Annotated in this window: 13 protein-coding genes; 11 read left to right on the forward strand and 2 right to left on the reverse strand. The window is 58.2% G+C overall.

The features are described from left to right. The first annotated feature begins 3 nt into the window (after positions 1-3). Genes ssuC through ACZ3HH_RS08930 form a run of 3 tightly spaced genes read left to right on the forward strand, consistent with a single transcriptional unit; the run spans position 4 to position 1,839 of the window. Complete coding sequence (ssuC, locus tag ACZ3HH_RS08920) at positions 4-786, forward strand: aliphatic sulfonate ABC transporter permease SsuC (protein ID WP_465804106.1); 783 nt, start codon at positions 4-6, stop codon at positions 784-786. After that, entirely contained in the window at positions 783-1,589 is an 807-nt protein-coding gene (gene ssuB, locus ACZ3HH_RS08925) for an aliphatic sulfonates ABC transporter ATP-binding protein (RefSeq protein ID WP_465804107.1), read from the forward strand. The genes ssuC and ssuB overlap by 4 nt, the downstream gene beginning before the upstream one ends. A 34-nt stretch (positions 1,590-1,623) precedes the next feature. Beyond that, a complete protein-coding gene (locus ACZ3HH_RS08930; RefSeq protein WP_003229256.1) occupies positions 1,624-1,839 on the forward strand; it encodes a TOBE domain-containing protein in 216 nt (71 codons plus the stop codon). A 192-nt stretch (positions 1,840-2,031) separates the two neighbouring features. Here the strand turns inward: ACZ3HH_RS08930 and ACZ3HH_RS08935 are convergent, their stop codons facing one another. Next, positions 2,032-2,664, reverse strand: coding sequence for a TetR/AcrR family transcriptional regulator (locus tag ACZ3HH_RS08935; protein ID WP_465804108.1), 633 nt, complete (start codon positions 2,662-2,664; stop codon positions 2,032-2,034). A gap of 263 nt (positions 2,665-2,927) precedes the next feature. Continuing rightward, entirely contained in the window at positions 2,928-4,304 is a 1,377-nt protein-coding gene (locus ACZ3HH_RS08940; RefSeq protein WP_007897683.1) for a glutamine synthetase family protein, read from the reverse strand. Between the two features lie 278 nt (positions 4,305-4,582). Between ACZ3HH_RS08940 and ACZ3HH_RS08945 the strand changes: the two genes are divergently transcribed. The 8 genes from ACZ3HH_RS08945 (at position 4,583) to ACZ3HH_RS08980 (ending at position 13,751) form a co-directional block, all read left to right on the forward strand. Next, positions 4,583-5,359, forward strand: a complete 777-nt coding sequence (locus ACZ3HH_RS08945; protein WP_465804109.1) for a gamma-glutamyl-gamma-aminobutyrate hydrolase family protein — start codon at positions 4,583-4,585, stop codon at positions 5,357-5,359. A gap of 37 nt (positions 5,360-5,396) precedes the next feature. Continuing rightward, entirely contained in the window at positions 5,397-6,755 is a 1,359-nt protein-coding gene (locus tag ACZ3HH_RS08950; RefSeq protein WP_123360981.1) for a glutamine synthetase family protein, read from the forward strand. 58 nt (positions 6,756-6,813) lie between these two features. Further along, the gene (locus tag ACZ3HH_RS08955; protein ID WP_465804110.1) at positions 6,814-8,178 is read left to right on the forward strand and encodes an aspartate aminotransferase family protein; all 1,365 of its coding nucleotides are present in this window, start codon (positions 6,814-6,816) and stop codon (positions 8,176-8,178) included. A 182-nt stretch (positions 8,179-8,360) separates the two neighbouring features. Continuing rightward, a complete protein-coding gene (locus ACZ3HH_RS08960) occupies positions 8,361-9,458 on the forward strand; it encodes a polyamine ABC transporter substrate-binding protein (protein ID WP_367375792.1) in 1,098 nt (365 codons plus the stop codon). Positions 9,459-9,645: 187 nt separating this feature from the next. Continuing rightward, positions 9,646-10,743, forward strand: a complete 1,098-nt coding sequence (locus ACZ3HH_RS08965; protein ID WP_465804111.1) for a polyamine ABC transporter substrate-binding protein — start codon at positions 9,646-9,648, stop codon at positions 10,741-10,743. Between the two features lie 61 nt (positions 10,744-10,804). Next, positions 10,805-11,947, forward strand: coding sequence for an ABC transporter ATP-binding protein (locus ACZ3HH_RS08970; protein ID WP_465804112.1), 1,143 nt, complete (start codon positions 10,805-10,807; stop codon positions 11,945-11,947). Positions 11,948-11,982: 35 nt separating this feature from the next. Next, the gene (locus ACZ3HH_RS08975) at positions 11,983-12,864 is read left to right on the forward strand and encodes an ABC transporter permease subunit (RefSeq protein WP_465804332.1); all 882 of its coding nucleotides are present in this window, start codon (positions 11,983-11,985) and stop codon (positions 12,862-12,864) included. Further along, positions 12,861-13,751, forward strand: coding sequence for an ABC transporter permease subunit (locus ACZ3HH_RS08980; RefSeq protein ID WP_007897694.1), 891 nt, complete (start codon positions 12,861-12,863; stop codon positions 13,749-13,751). The genes ACZ3HH_RS08975 and ACZ3HH_RS08980 overlap by 4 nt, the downstream gene beginning before the upstream one ends. Positions 13,752-13,947 lie beyond the last annotated feature (196 nt).

Genomic DNA, 13,947 nt, shown 5'->3' on the forward strand with positions numbered 1-13,947 from the left:
ACTATGAAGAAAATCATCAACAACCTCGCGCCCTGGGTGTTGCCGGTCTTGTTGCTGGCGGTATGGCAGTTGTCGGTATCGGCAGGCTGGTTGTCGACGCGGATTCTGCCGGCGCCGATCGCGGTGATCGAAGCCGGTGTGAGCCTGGTCAGCAGCGGTGAAATCTGGACTCACCTGGCCATCAGCGGCTGGCGCGCGACGCTCGGTTTCGCCATTGGTGGCGGCATTGGTCTGGCCCTGGGTTTCATCACGGGTTTGTCAAAATGGGGCGAGCGCCTGCTCGACAGTTCGGTGCAGATGATCCGCAACGTACCGCACCTGGCACTGATTCCACTGGTGATCCTGTGGTTTGGCATCGATGAGTCGGCGAAGGTATTTCTGGTGGCGTTGGGCACGGTGTTCCCGATCTATCTCAACACGTATCACGGTATCCGCAACGTCGATCCGGCGCTGGTGGAGATGGCGCGCAGTTATGGCTTGTCCGGTTTCAGCCTGTTTCGCCAAGTGATCCTGCCGGGTGCATTGCCTTCGATTCTGGTCGGTGTGCGTTTCGCGTTGGGCTTTATGTGGCTGACATTGATCGTGGCGGAAACCATTTCCGCGAGTTCGGGCATCGGCTACCTGGCGATGAATGCCCGGGAGTTCTTGCAGACCGACGTTGTGGTGCTGGCGATTCTTTTGTACGCGGTGCTCGGCAAGCTGGCTGATCTTGCGGCGCGTGGGCTTGAACGTGTGTGGCTGCGCTGGCATCCGGCTTATCAGGTTGCCAAGGGAGGTGCCGCATGACGGCTCAACAGCCTCCACGCCTGCTGCGCGGTATTCCGCTGGCCGTGCGCAAGCTGCAAAAAAACTTCGGTTCGCGGCAAGTGCTGCGTGAAATCGATCTGCACATTCCGGCCGGGCAGTTTGTGGCGGTGGTCGGGCGTAGCGGCTGCGGCAAAAGTACCTTGCTGCGCTTGCTCGCCGGTCTCGATAAGCCCACGGCTGGTGAGCTGTTTGCCGGCGCAGCGCCGCTGAGTGATGCGCGGGATGACAGCCGATTGATGTTTCAGGAGGCCCGTCTGCTGCCCTGGAAAAAGGTCATCGACAACGTTGGTCTCGGGCTCAAGGGCAACTGGCGGGCGCAAGCACTGGAAGCCCTTGAGGCGGTCGGCCTGGCGGATCGCGCCAACGAGTGGCCGGCAGCGTTGTCTGGCGGGCAGAAGCAGCGTGTGGCCCTGGCTCGCGCGTTGATTCATCAACCGCGCTTGCTGTTGCTCGACGAACCCCTGGGCGCATTGGATGCCCTGACCCGAATCGAAATGCAGCAACTGATCGAGCGGCTCTGGCAACAGCATGGCTTCACCGTGTTGCTGGTGACCCACGATGTCAGCGAAGCGGTGGCGATTGCCGATCGGGTGATCCTGATTGAAGAGGGCGAAGTCGGCCTCGACCTGCATGTGGAACTGCCGCGCCCTCGGGTCCGTGGCTCCCATCGGCTGGCGGCGCTGGAAACCGAAGTGCTTAACCGCGTGCTGTCCCTGCCTGGCCAACCGCCGGAACCGGAACCTGTTTCACCACTGCCTACGCAATTGCGCTGGGCTCAATAACTTAAAGATTCATCCAACGACAGGAATCAACATCATGACTATCAAAGCCATCAACGTTCGCAACCAGTTCAAAGGCTCGATCAAGGAAATCGTGCTGGGTGACGTGCTGTCGGAAATCGACGTGCAGACCGCCTCCGGCATCGTCACTTCGGTGATTACCACCCGTTCGGTGAAAGAGCTGGAACTGGTGGTCGGCAGTGAAGTGATAGCGTTTGTGAAATCCACCGAGGTGTCGATCGCCAAGTTGTAAGCGCGTGCGCAAACAACAACCCCGGAGGGTGTGAGCCCTTCGGGGTTTTTCTATGTCTGCCTGAATTGAAACTGGTGGTGCTGCCATTGCGGGCAAGCCCGCTCCCACAAGCATCTCCAATGGATTCAGATTTTGTGAGCGACAGATAAACCTGTGGGAGCGGGCTTGCCCGCGATGAGGCCAGTGAAGGCGCTAGAGATTTCTCTTGGGCAGATAGGGTGGCAAATACAACCCAAGATAAGCATCAAACACGCGCATCCCTTCTTCAGCCATTCTCGGCGTGATCTGCCCATGCTGCTGCACCGAGCGTGCATACACTCGGTCCCCCAGTTCCATGGCCAGGGCAAACACATCGACATCACTTGGCAGCGTCGGCAGTTCGAAGTGGTGGTCGAACAGCTTGTGCATCAGGTCGCCGAGTTCGATGTCGTGCTGGCGGTCGGCTTGGGTGACTTCGGTCAGGCCGTGCTGGGCGAGGATCAGTTGGCGGGCGGCGGCGTCTTCGTCGTAGATGGCGAGCATGCGTTGTTCCACCAGTCGCGACAAATCGCGCCAGCCGTTGAGGGCATGGTGGTCGATGGGCGCTTGCAGACAGTGGCGGAACGCGGCGTGGACGTCGGCGGTCAGGGCTTCAAGCAGGGCCGGGACGCTGGCGAAAAAGTGGTAGACGGAGGAGGGCGGAATCTCCGCGCGTTCGGCGACGCTGTAGATCGACAGGCTGGCCACGCCCTCGGCGGCCAGCAGCGTGCGGGCGGCATCGAGTATCGAATCGATCCGGGCCTGGCTGCGGGCGCGGGGTTTGCGAATGGTGGCGGTGCGCGTCATTGAAGTCTCCTGCGGGGCAGCGGGCATTGTACGCAGAGCGGGCAGATGTTCCATATCCCCTGTGGCGAGGGGGCTTGCTCCCGTTGGAGGCCGAAGGACTCCCTGTAACAGCGATACGGTTCTGTCAGACACACCTCATTGACTGTTTTGGGGCCGCTTCGCGACCCAGCGGGAGCAAGCTCCCTCGCCACAGGTTTGATGTTGGCCATAAAAAAACGCCGCAGGCTTCAATAGCCGGCGGCGTTGTTTTTTACTGCAACCGCTTACACGGTATGCAGGTACCAGTTGTACTCGAGGTCGGAGATGGAGTGTTCGAACTCCTCCAGCTCGCTCTCTTTACAGGCGACAAAAATGTCGATGTATTTCGGATCGATGTACTTGGCCATGACTTCGCTGTCATCCAGCTCACGCAGTGCATCACGCAAGTTGTTCGGCAGACTTTGCTCGTTCTGCTCGTAGGAGTTGCCTTCCACGGGTGCGCCTGGCTCGATCTTGTTGGTCAGGCCGTGATGTACACCGGCCAAAACCGAAGCCATCAACAGATACGGGTTGGCGTCGGCGCCGGCGACACGATGCTCGATGCGCACGGCATCGGAGGAACCGGTCGGTACGCGGATGGCCACGGTGCGGTTGTCCAGACCCCAGCACGGCGAGTTCGGCACGTAGAACTGTGCGCCGAAACGACGGTAGGAGTTGACGTTCGGGCAGAGGAAAGCCATCTGCGCCGGCAGGGTCTCGAGCACACCGCCGATCGCGTGACGCAGTGCGGCGTTCTGCTCGGGATCCTCGCTGGCAAAAATGTTTTTGCCATCTTTATCAAGAATCGAGATGTGGACGTGCAGACCGTTACCCGCCTGGCCTGGGTAAGGCTTGGCCATGAAGGTGGTATCCATCTCATGGTCGTAGGCGATGTTTTTGATCAGACGCTTGAGCAGGACCGCATAGTCGCAGGCCTTGATCGGGTCGGCCACGTGGTGCAGGTTCACTTCGAACTGTGCCGGGGCGCTTTCCTTGACGATCGCGTCTGCAGGGATGCCTTGCTCCTTGGCGCCTTCCAGAATGTCCTGGAGGCAGTCGACGTATTCGTCGAGGTCGTCGATCAGGTAGACCTGTGTCGAATGCGGGCGTTTGCCGGAGATCGGCGAGCGCGGCGGTTGTGGGCGGCCGTTCACGTTCTCCTGGTCGATCAGGTAGAACTCCAGTTCGAACGCAGCGCAGATAGTCAGGCCCATCTCGTCAAACTTGGCTACGACTTGTCGCAGGACTTCGCGCGGGTCGGCGAAGAAAGGATCACCTTCGAGTTCGTGCATGGTCATTAACAGCTGCGCGGTCGGGCGCTTCTGCCAGGGCTCATTGCACAGGGTGTCGGGGATTGGATAGCAGATTCGGTCAGCATCGCCGATGTCCAGGCCCAGGCCGGTGCTTTCCACCGTCGAGCCATTGATATCCAGAGCAAATAGAGAGGCCGGCAGGTTGATGCCTTTCTCGTAAACCTTGTGGAGGCTGGTGCGTTCAATGCGCTTGCCGCGCACCACACCATTCATATCCGCAATCAGAAGGTCAACGTACAGAACCTCAGGATGTTCCTTAAGGAACGCGTTCGCTTCGTTAAGCTGAACGGCACGCGGGGGTACCGACATGATGCAACACCTTTGTTGTTAAAAATATCAATCATTGATCTCTTCGGATTCCAGTCAACCCGAACGGCATGCCGAAGTCAAGCGAGGCCTTTTTTGCCCTAAAAAAGCTCTCGCGGGGCTTTTTTGAGGCACTTTGGGGCGTTTTTTGGCCTTCAGTCGTCTTGGCGCCCGCGAGCTTGAGCGGGCCGTGTTGTATTTTTTACGGGGGTGTTGTGTAAAAAAATGAACAAGGCTAAGCTCGATTTAAACCCATAACAGCAATAATACCGGGGTGCTTCATGTCTCGCCTGCCGTTAATCGGCGTCACCGCCTGCTCAAAGCAGATCGGTCTGCATGCTTATCACATCAGTGGCGACAAATACGTACGCGCCGTGGCTTCAGCTGCCAAGGGCCTGCCGTTGATTCTTCCATCCCTGGCGGATCTACTGGCGTCGCCCGATATTCTGGGCGCTCTGGACGGCATTCTCTTTACAGGCTCTCCATCCAATATAGAACCGTTTCACTATAACGGCCCGGCCAGTGTGCCAGGTACTGCTCATGATTCTGCACGCGATGCCACCACTCTCCCGCTGATCCGCGCCGCTGTCGAGGCCGGTATTCCCGTGCTCGGCATTTGCCGCGGCTTCCAGGAAATGAATGTGGCGTTCGGCGGCAGCCTGCATCAAAAAGTTCACGAAGCCGGTGCTTTCATGGATCACCGTGAAGATGACAGCCTGCCGCTGGAAGGGCAGTACGCGCCAAGTCACCCGGTGCACGTCCAATCGGGCGGTGTACTGGCCGGACTTGGCCTGGCGAGCGAGATTCAAGTCAATTCGATTCATGGTCAGGGCGTTGACCGTCTGGCGCCGGGCCTTCGCGTAGAGGCTTTGGCGCCAGACGGATTGATCGAAGCTGTCTCAGTCGATGGCGGCAAGGCTTTTGCTCTGGGAGTCCAATGGCATCCCGAATGGCAGGTAAGCTCTAACCCTGACTACCTTGCGATTTTCCAGGCATTTGGCGATGCCTGCCGCAAGCGCGCACTACAACGCGACGCCGATGCGTCAAACAACGCCTGACTTATCAAAGTCAGGAAACTCAGCCTAAGAGGCATTTATGAGTAACAACCTCGACCAGCTCACCGATTGGTTGAAAGACCATAAGATCACAGAAGTCGAATGCATGATTGGCGACCTGACCGGCATCACCCGGGGCAAGATTTCGCCGACTAACAAGTTCATTGCCGAAAAAGGCATGCGCCTGCCCGAAAGCGTTCTGTTGCAGACCGTGACCGGCGACTATGTCGAAGACGACATCTATTACGAACTGCTCGACCCGGCCGACATCGACATGATCTGCCGCCCCGACCAGAACGCGGTGTTTCTGGTGCCCTGGGCCATCGAGCCCACTGCGCAGGTGATTCACGACACCTACGACAAGCAGGGCAATCCGATCGAGCTGTCGCCGCGCAACGTGCTCAAAAAGGTACTGAAACTCTACGCCGACCACGGCTGGCAGCCGATCGTGGCGCCGGAAATGGAGTTCTACCTCACCAAGCGCAGCGATGACCCGGACTACCCGCTGCAACCGCCGATTGGCCGCTCTGGTCGTCCGGAAACCGGTCGCCAATCCTTCTCGATTGAAGCCGCGAATGAATTCGATCCGTTGTTCGAAGACGTCTACGACTGGTGCGAACTGCAAGAGCTGGACCTTGACACGCTGATCCACGAGGACGGCACCGCGCAGATGGAAATCAACTTCCGTCATGGCGATGCCCTGTCTTTGGCCGACCAGATTCTGGTGTTCAAACGCACCATGCGTGAAGCCGCGCTCAAGCACAACGTGGCGGCGACCTTCATGGCCAAGCCCATGACCGGCGAGCCGGGCAGCGCCATGCACTTGCACCAGAGCATCATCGACATCGAGACCGGTAAAAACGTCTTCTCCAATGAAGACGGGACCATGAGCCAGCTGTTCCTCAACCACATCGGCGGGTTGCAGAAATTCATTCCTGAGCTGCTGCCGTTGTTCGCACCCAACGTCAATTCGTTCCGCCGCTTCCTGCCGGATACCTCGGCGCCGGTGAACGTGGAGTGGGGTGAAGAGAACCGCACCGTGGGCCTGCGGGTTCCGGATGCCGGTCCGCAGAATCGTCGGGTGGAAAACCGCCTGCCGGGTGCCGATGCCAACCCTTACCTGGCCATCGCCGCCAGCCTGTTGTGCGGCCTTATCGGCATGGTCGAAGGGCATAACCCGAGTGCTCCGGTCGTGGGTCGTGGTTACGAGCGGCGCAATCTGCGCCTGCCACTGACTATTGAAGATGCCCTGGATCGCATGGAAAACAGCAAGACCATCGAAAAGTACCTGGGCAAGAAATTCATCACGGGCTACATCGCGGTCAAGCGTGCCGAGCATGAAAACTTCAAGCGCGTGATCAGTTCGTGGGAGCGGGAGTTCCTGCTTTTCGCCGTCTGATGCGCCGGGCGCCGCTGCGCTTGGCGGCGCCCTCCACTCGAATCCCAGGAGAATTCGCATGACCAGCAACAACCCGCAAACCCTTGAATGGCAAGCCCTGAGCAACGATCACCACCTGGCGCCGTTCAGCGATTTCAAGCAGCTGAAAGAGAAAGGCCCGCGGATCATCACCCATGCCAAGGGCGTTTACCTCTGGGACAGCGAAGGCAACAAGATCCTCGACGGCATGGCCGGCCTGTGGTGCGTAGCGATCGGCTACGGTCGCGATGAGCTGGCCGATGCCGCCAGCAAGCAGATGCGCGAATTGCCTTATTACAACCTGTTCTTCCAGACGGCTCACCCACCGGTGCTGGAGCTGGCCAAGGTGATTGCCGACGTTGCGCCTGAAGGCATGAATCACGTGTTCTTCACCGGTTCCGGCTCCGAAGGCAACGACACCATGCTGCGGATGGTTCGCCACTACTGGGCGATCAAGGGCCAGCCGAAGAAGAAAGTCATCATCAGTCGCAAGAACGGCTATCACGGTTCTACCGTGGCCGGCGCGAGCCTGGGCGGCATGACGTACATGCACGAACAGGGCGACTTGCCGATCCCTGGCATCGTCCACATTGCCCAGCCGTACTGGTTCGGCGAAGGCGGCGACATGACCCCGAACGAGTTCGGTATCTGGGCGGCCAATCAGCTGGAAGAGAAGATTCTGGAAGTCGGCGTCGACAACGTCGGTGCCTTTATTGCCGAGCCGATCCAGGGCGCCGGCGGCGTGATCATCCCGCCAGACAGCTACTGGCCGCGCATCAAGGAAATTCTCGCCAAGTACGACATTCTGTTCGTGGCCGACGAAGTGATCTGCGGTTTCGGCCGTACCGGTGAGTGGTTCGGTACCGATTTCTACGACCTCAAACCCCACATGATGACCATCGCCAAAGGCCTGACCTCCGGCTACATCCCGATGGGCGGCCTGATCGTGCATGACGACGTGGTCGAGGTGCTCAACGAAGGCGGTGATTTCAACCACGGTTTCACTTATTCCGGGCACCCGGTGGCCGCTGCGGTGGCGCTGGAAAACATCCGCATCTTGCGCGACGAGAAAATTGTCGAGCGCGTGCGTACAGAAACGGCACCTTATTTGCAAAAGCGTCTACGGGAACTGAGCGATCACCCGTTGGTGGGAGAAGTGCGTGGGGTCGGTCTGTTGGGGGCCATCGAACTGGTTCAGGACAAAGCCACCCGCAAACGTTACGAAGGGCGGGGCGTCGGCATGATTTGCCGCACATTCTGCTTCGACAACGGCCTGATCATGCGCGCCGTCGGCGACACCATGATCATTGCTCCGCCACTGGTGATTACACCGGCTGAAATCGATGAGCTGGTAACAAAAGCACGCAAGTGCCTGGATCTGACCCTGAGTGCGTTACAGGGCTAAGTGCTAGGCTCTGAGCGAGGTGTGAAGTGTGCACTTCGCTCAGTGCAAACAAAGGATGGGGCCTTCCTTGAAAGCCTGCCTTGGATCTTGCCAGACTAACGGTTGTTCGGATGCCCAGTAACAGGCCGCTGAGCACGTGGTTAAAAAGAAAAATTGGAGCATTACCCATGAAGGCATTAGGTATGAAGATAGCTGGCAAGACCCTCCTCGCCATGTCCCTGATGGGCGTGATGGCGGGCGCCGTTCAGGCTGACGACAAAGTGCTGCACGTGTACAACTGGTCCGATTACATCGCACCGGATACCGTCAAGAAGTTCGAAGCCGAGTCGGGTATCAAAGTCGTCTACGACGTGTTCGACAGTAACGAAACCCTCGAAGCCAAGCTATTGGCAGGCAAGTCCGGCTACGACATCGTCGTGCCGTCGAACAACTTCCTGGCCAAGCAGATCAAGGCCGGCGTCTACCAGAAGCTGGACAAGTCCAAGCTGCCTAACTGGAAAAACCTGAACCCGGACCTGCTCAAAGCAGTGTCGGTGAGTGACCCGGGCAACGAACACGCATTCCCTTACATGTGGGGTTCGATCGGTATCGGTTACAACGCCGAGAAGGTCAAGGCTGCATTGGGTGCCGATGCACCGACCAACTCCTGGGACTTGCTGTTCAAACCTGAAAACGCTGCCAAGTTGAAGTCGTGCGGTATCAGCTTCCTCGATTCGCCAACCGAGATGATTCCGGTGGCGTTGCATTACCTGGGCTATCCAACCGACAGCCAGGACAAGAAACAACTGGCTGAAGCCGAAGCGCTGTTCCTGAAGATTCGTCCTTCGGTGGGCTACTTCCACTCGTCCAAGTACATCTCCGACCTGGCCAACGGCAACATTTGCGTCGCCGTGGGTTATTCGGGTGACATCTACCAGGCCAAGGCTCGCGCCGCTGAAGCCGGTGACAAGGTGAAAGTCAGCTACAACATTCCGAAAGAAGGTGCCGGCAGCTTCTACGACATGGTCGCCATCCCTAAAGATGCTGAAAACGTCGAAGGCGCCTACAAGTTCATGACCTTCCTGCAGAAACCGGAAATCATGGCTGAAATCACCAACGCCGTACGTTTCCCGAACGGTAACGCGGCGTCGACTCCACTGGTCGATAAAGAAATCACCAGCGATCCAGGCATCTACCCACCAGCAGAAGTGCTGGCCAAGCTGTACGCGATTGCCGACTTGCCGGCCGCGACCCAGCGGATCCTGACTCGCAGCTGGACCAAGATCAAATCCGGTAAATAAGCCGATTTGAGGCAACTACCTGTTGCCGTCGTCGCGCGACGGCGGCAACAGAAATAATTAAATGACAGAAAGTTTTGCTGGAACGGTTTTTCGAGGGTAAGTTGCGCGCCGGTTTTGTTGCCAGGCAGCCATGGCTGTCATGTAACGCGGGGCAACTTGGGCCCAACTAATTTTAGAGGACCTTCACTTGCCTATTTTTTCTTTGTTGCGCAATGCCCTGCTGGTCGGCGCCGGGCTGACACTTGCTATCAGTGTTCAGGCCGCTGGCACAGTGCATATTTATAATTGGTCGGACTATATCGGTGAAACCACCCTGGCCGACTTCCAGAAAGAAACCGGTATCAAGCCGGTGTATGACGTATTCGATTCCAACGAAACCCTGGAAGGCAAGTTGCTGGCCGGGCGTACCGGTTATGACGTGGTCGTGCCGTCCAACCACTTCCTTGGCAAGCAGATCAAGGCCGGGGCTTTTCAGAAGCTCGACAAATCGAAGCTGACCAACTACTCGAACCTTGACCCGGTACTGCTCAAGCGCCTGGAACAGAACGATCCGGGCAATCAGTATGCCGTGCCGTATCTGTGGGGCACCAACGGCATCGGTTACAACGTCGACAAGGTCAAGGCAGTGCTGGGCCTCGACAAGATCGATTCCTGGGATGTGGTGTTCGAGCCGCAGAACATCAAGAAGCTGCACAGTTGTGGCGTGGCGTTTCTCGACTCTGCCGATGAAATGATGCCCACGGTCCTCAACTATATGGGCCTGAACGCCAACAGCACCAACCCTGAAGACTACAAAAAGGCTGAAGCCAAGTTGCTGGCAGTGCGGCCTTACGTGACGTATTTCCACTCATCCAAATACATCGCAGACCTGGCCAACGGTGACATCTGCGTGGCGATCGGTTTCTCTGGCGATATGTTCCAGGCCAAGGCCCGCGCGGCTGAAGCCGGCAAAGGCATGAACATCGCCTACTCGATTCCGAAAGAGGGCGGCGCGCTCTGGTTCGACATGCTGGCGATCCCCAAGGATGCCGCCAACGCCAAAGAAGCCCATGCCTTCATCAACTATTTGCTCAAACCCGAGGTGATTGCCAAGGTCAGCGATTCCGTAGGCTACGCCAACCCGAACCCCGGATCGGACAAACTGATGGAACAGTCCATACGCACCGACGCATCGGTTTATCCACCGCAAGCGGTCCTCGACAAGACGTACGTATCCATCGAGTTGCCACCGAACATTCAGCGTTTGATGACGCGCAGCTGGACCAAGGTCAAGTCGGGCAAATAGCTTCAAACTATCCAGGTTCGCCACGTTGAGCGAACTGCAAATTCTGTTGGGAGTTTCGTAAATGGCAGTTGCCTCCGGCGCCTATAAGAAAGCCCTCGAGGGCGACCAGACACCTAAACAGGTGTTGGTCAAAATCGACCGGGTCACCAAAAAGTTCGACGAGACGATTGCCGTGGACGACGTGTCCCTGGAAATCAAGAAAGGCGAAATCTTCGCCCTGCTCGGCGGCTCGGGTTCGGGCAAATCCACCTTGCTGCGGATGCTGGCAGGTTTCGAACGGCCCACGGAGGGGCGCATTTACCTCGACGGCGTCGACATCACGGAGATGCCGCCGTACGAGCGACCGATCAACATGATGTTCCAGTCCTATGCCTTGTTCCCGCACATGACCGTGGCGCAGAACATCGCCTTCGGCCTCAAGCAGGACAAGCTTCCCACCGCTGAAGTCGATGCACGCGTGGCCGACATGCTCAAGCTGGTGCAGATGAGCGAGTATGCCAAGCGCAAACCCCATCAGTTGTCCGGCGGTCAGCGTCAGCGTGTGGCGCTGGCCCGTTCATTGGCCAAACGGCCGAAGCTGTTGCTGCTCGACGAACCGATGGGCGCGCTGGACAAGAAACTGCGTTCGCAAATGCAGCTGGAACTGGTCGAGATCATCGAGCGGGTCGGCGTGACCTGCGTGATGGTGACCCACGACCAGGAAGAGGCCATGACCATGGCCGAGCGCATCGCGATCATGCACCTGGGCTGGATCGCCCAGATCGGCAGCCCGATCGACATCTACGAAACTCCGACCAGCCGCCTGGTCTGCGAGTTCATCGGCAACGTCAACATTTTCGACGGTGAAGTGATCGACGACGCCGAAGGCCACGCGACCATCACCTGCAAGGACCTGGACCGGCAGATTTATGTGGGCCACGGCATCAGCACGTCGGTGCAGGACAAGTCCGTGACTTATGCGATCCGTCCGGAAAAACTGCTGGTGACACCGACGCAGCCGACCTGCGAATACAACTGGTCCAGCGGCAAAGTGCATGACATCGCCTACCTCGGCGGTCACTCGGTGTTCTACGTCGAGCTGCCAAGCGGCAAGATCGTCCAGTCGTTCGTCGCCAACGCCGAACGTCGCGGTCAGCGCCCAACCTGGGGTGACCAGGTTTACGTGTGGTGGGAAGACGACAGCGGCGTGGTACTTCGCTCATGAACATGCGCAAATTCAAACGCCGGCTCAATCGAATAATTCCCGGTGGCCGTCAGCTGGTCATCGGGGTTCCGTTCATTTGGCTGTTCATGTTCTTCATGCTGCCGTTCTTCATCGTATTGAAGATCAGCTTCGCCGAAGCCGACGTGGCCATTCCGCCGTATACCGAGATCTACAGCTTCATCGACCAGAAGCTCCAGGTGCTGCTTAACCTGAGCAACTACGCGATGCTCGGCGATGATGAGTTGTACATCGCCGCCTACCTCGGCTCGTTGAAGATGGCGTTGATCAGCACCATTCTCTGTTTGCTGATCGGCTACCCGATGGCCTACGCCATTGCCAGCGCCCGCAAAGAGCTGCAAACGGTGCTGGTGCTGCTGATCATGATGCCGACCTGGACCGCGATCCTGATCCGCGTTTACGCGTGGATGGGCATCCTCAGCAACAACGGTCTGCTTAACGGCTTTTTGATGAGCATGGGCTGGATCGACGAGCCGCTGCAGATTCTCAACACCAACCTCGCGGTCTATATCGGGGTCGTTTACTCCTATCTGCCGTTCATGATCCTGCCGCTCTACGCCAACCTGGTCAAACACGACACCAGCCTGCTGGAAGCCGCGTCTGACCTCGGTTCAAGCACCTTCAACAGTTTCTGGAAGATCACCGTGCCGCTGTCGAAAAATGGCATCATCGCCGGTTGCATGTTGGTGTTCATCCCGGTCGTGGGCGAGTTCGTGATCCCGGAACTGCTCGGCGGTCCGGAAACCCTGATGATCGGTAAAGTGCTCTGGCAAGAGTTCTTCAACAACCGTGACTGGCCGGTGGCATCAGCGCTTGCGGTGGTGATGCTGGCGATCCTGATTGTGCCGATCATCCTGTTCAACCGTAGTCAGGCCAAAGAAATGGAGGGCAAGGAATGAAGCGCTTCCGTTTCTCAAGTTTCATGCTGGTAGCGGGTTTGCTGTTCATCTACGCGCCGATGCTGATCCTGGTGATCTACTCGTTCAACGCCTCGAAACTGGTGACGGTGTGGGGCGGCTGGTCGATCAAGTGGTACGTGGGGTTGATGGACAACACCCAACTGATGGGCTCGGTGGTGCGCTCGTTGGAAATCGCCTGCTACACGGCGATTGCAGCGGTGGCGCTCGGCACCTTGGCGGCGTTCGTGCTGACCCGTATCACCCACTTCAAGGGTCGCACGCTGTTCGGTGGTCTGGTCACCGCGCCGCTGGTGATGCCGGAAGTGATCACCGGTCTGTCGTTGTTGCTGCTGTTCGTGGCGATGGCGCAGATGATCGGTTGGCCACAGGAGCGCGGCATCGTCACCATCTGGATCGCCCACACCACCTTCTGTGCAGCGTATGTGGCGGTGGTGGTGTCGGCGCGCTTGCGTGAGTTGGACCTATCGATTGAAGAGGCGGCCATGGACCTCGGTGCGCGGCCGTGGAAGGTGTTCTTCCTGATCACCATTCCGATGATCGCGCCGTCGCTGGCGGCAGGTGGAATGATGTCGTTTGCCTTGTCGCTGGATGACCTGGTACTGGCAAGCTTCGTGTCCGGTCCGGGTTCCACAACCTTGCCGATGGAAGTGTTCTCGGCGGTGCGCCTGGGCGTGAAGCCTGAGATCAACGCCGTGGCCAGCCTGATTCTGCTGGCGGTGTCGCTGGTGACGTTCCTGGTCTGGTACTTCAGCCGTCGTGCCGAAGAGATTCGCAAGCGTGCGATCCAGCAGGCCATCGAAGAAGGCGCCGCCGATTCCTGGAAACAACCGGACGTGCGCCGGGCGCAGGCGCCGGAAGCGGCTTGAGCCTGATGCCGGGTTGACCACGCATGTGTGGCCAACCCAAATCCCTGTGGGAGCGGGCTTGCCCGCGATCGCGATCTATCCATCGACATTTATGTTGAAGGTGAGGACGCCATCGCGGGCAAGCCCGCTCCCACATTGGTTTTCTGTCATACACATGTTTTGTGTTCGCTGAAGATCAACGGTAGGAGCGAGGCTT

This window comes from Pseudomonas sp. PME37.24/025 (genome assembly GCF_055556615.1).